The 390-nt window shown below is 69.5% G+C and carries 1 protein-coding gene; it reads left to right on the top strand.

Annotated features, from left to right (window positions below):
• The coding region (locus IG64_RS37245) for a tyrosine-type recombinase/integrase (RefSeq protein ID WP_037865003.1) at positions 1-322 on the top strand (322 nt) is incomplete at its 5' end.
• Positions 323-390: the final 68 nt, after the last annotated feature.

Raw genomic sequence — 390 nt, 5'->3', positions numbered from 1 at the left:
TCCCGACGCCCGCCTCTTCACCGGCCCGCGCGGCGGACGCATCTCCACCGCCGTCCTGCGCGACGCCACACACTGGGACGACGTCGTCACCAAACTCGGCTACGAGCACCTGCGCCGCCACGACCTCCGGCACACCGGACTGACCTGGTTCGCCGACGCCGGAGTCCAAGTGCACGTCCTCCGCCGGATCGCCGGCCACGGATCACTGGCCACCACCCAGCGCTACCTGCACCCCGACGTACACAAAATCACGGCCGCCGGCGCAGCGCTCTCCGCACACCTCAGTGTGCTCCGCGCTCCCTGCCGGGCCCGATCGTCATGACTCGCTGACGCGGTCAAGGACGCCGGTCCCCAACTGGTCCCCAAGAATGATCAAGGGCCGGTTTCGGA

This window comes from Streptomyces sp. NRRL S-340 (assembly GCF_000720185.1).
In the GTDB taxonomy this organism is placed as follows: domain Bacteria; phylum Actinomycetota; class Actinomycetes; order Streptomycetales; family Streptomycetaceae; genus Streptomyces.
Note: the sequence above shows the minus strand (reverse complement) of the source record. Positions and strands in the feature narration are given on the sequence as shown.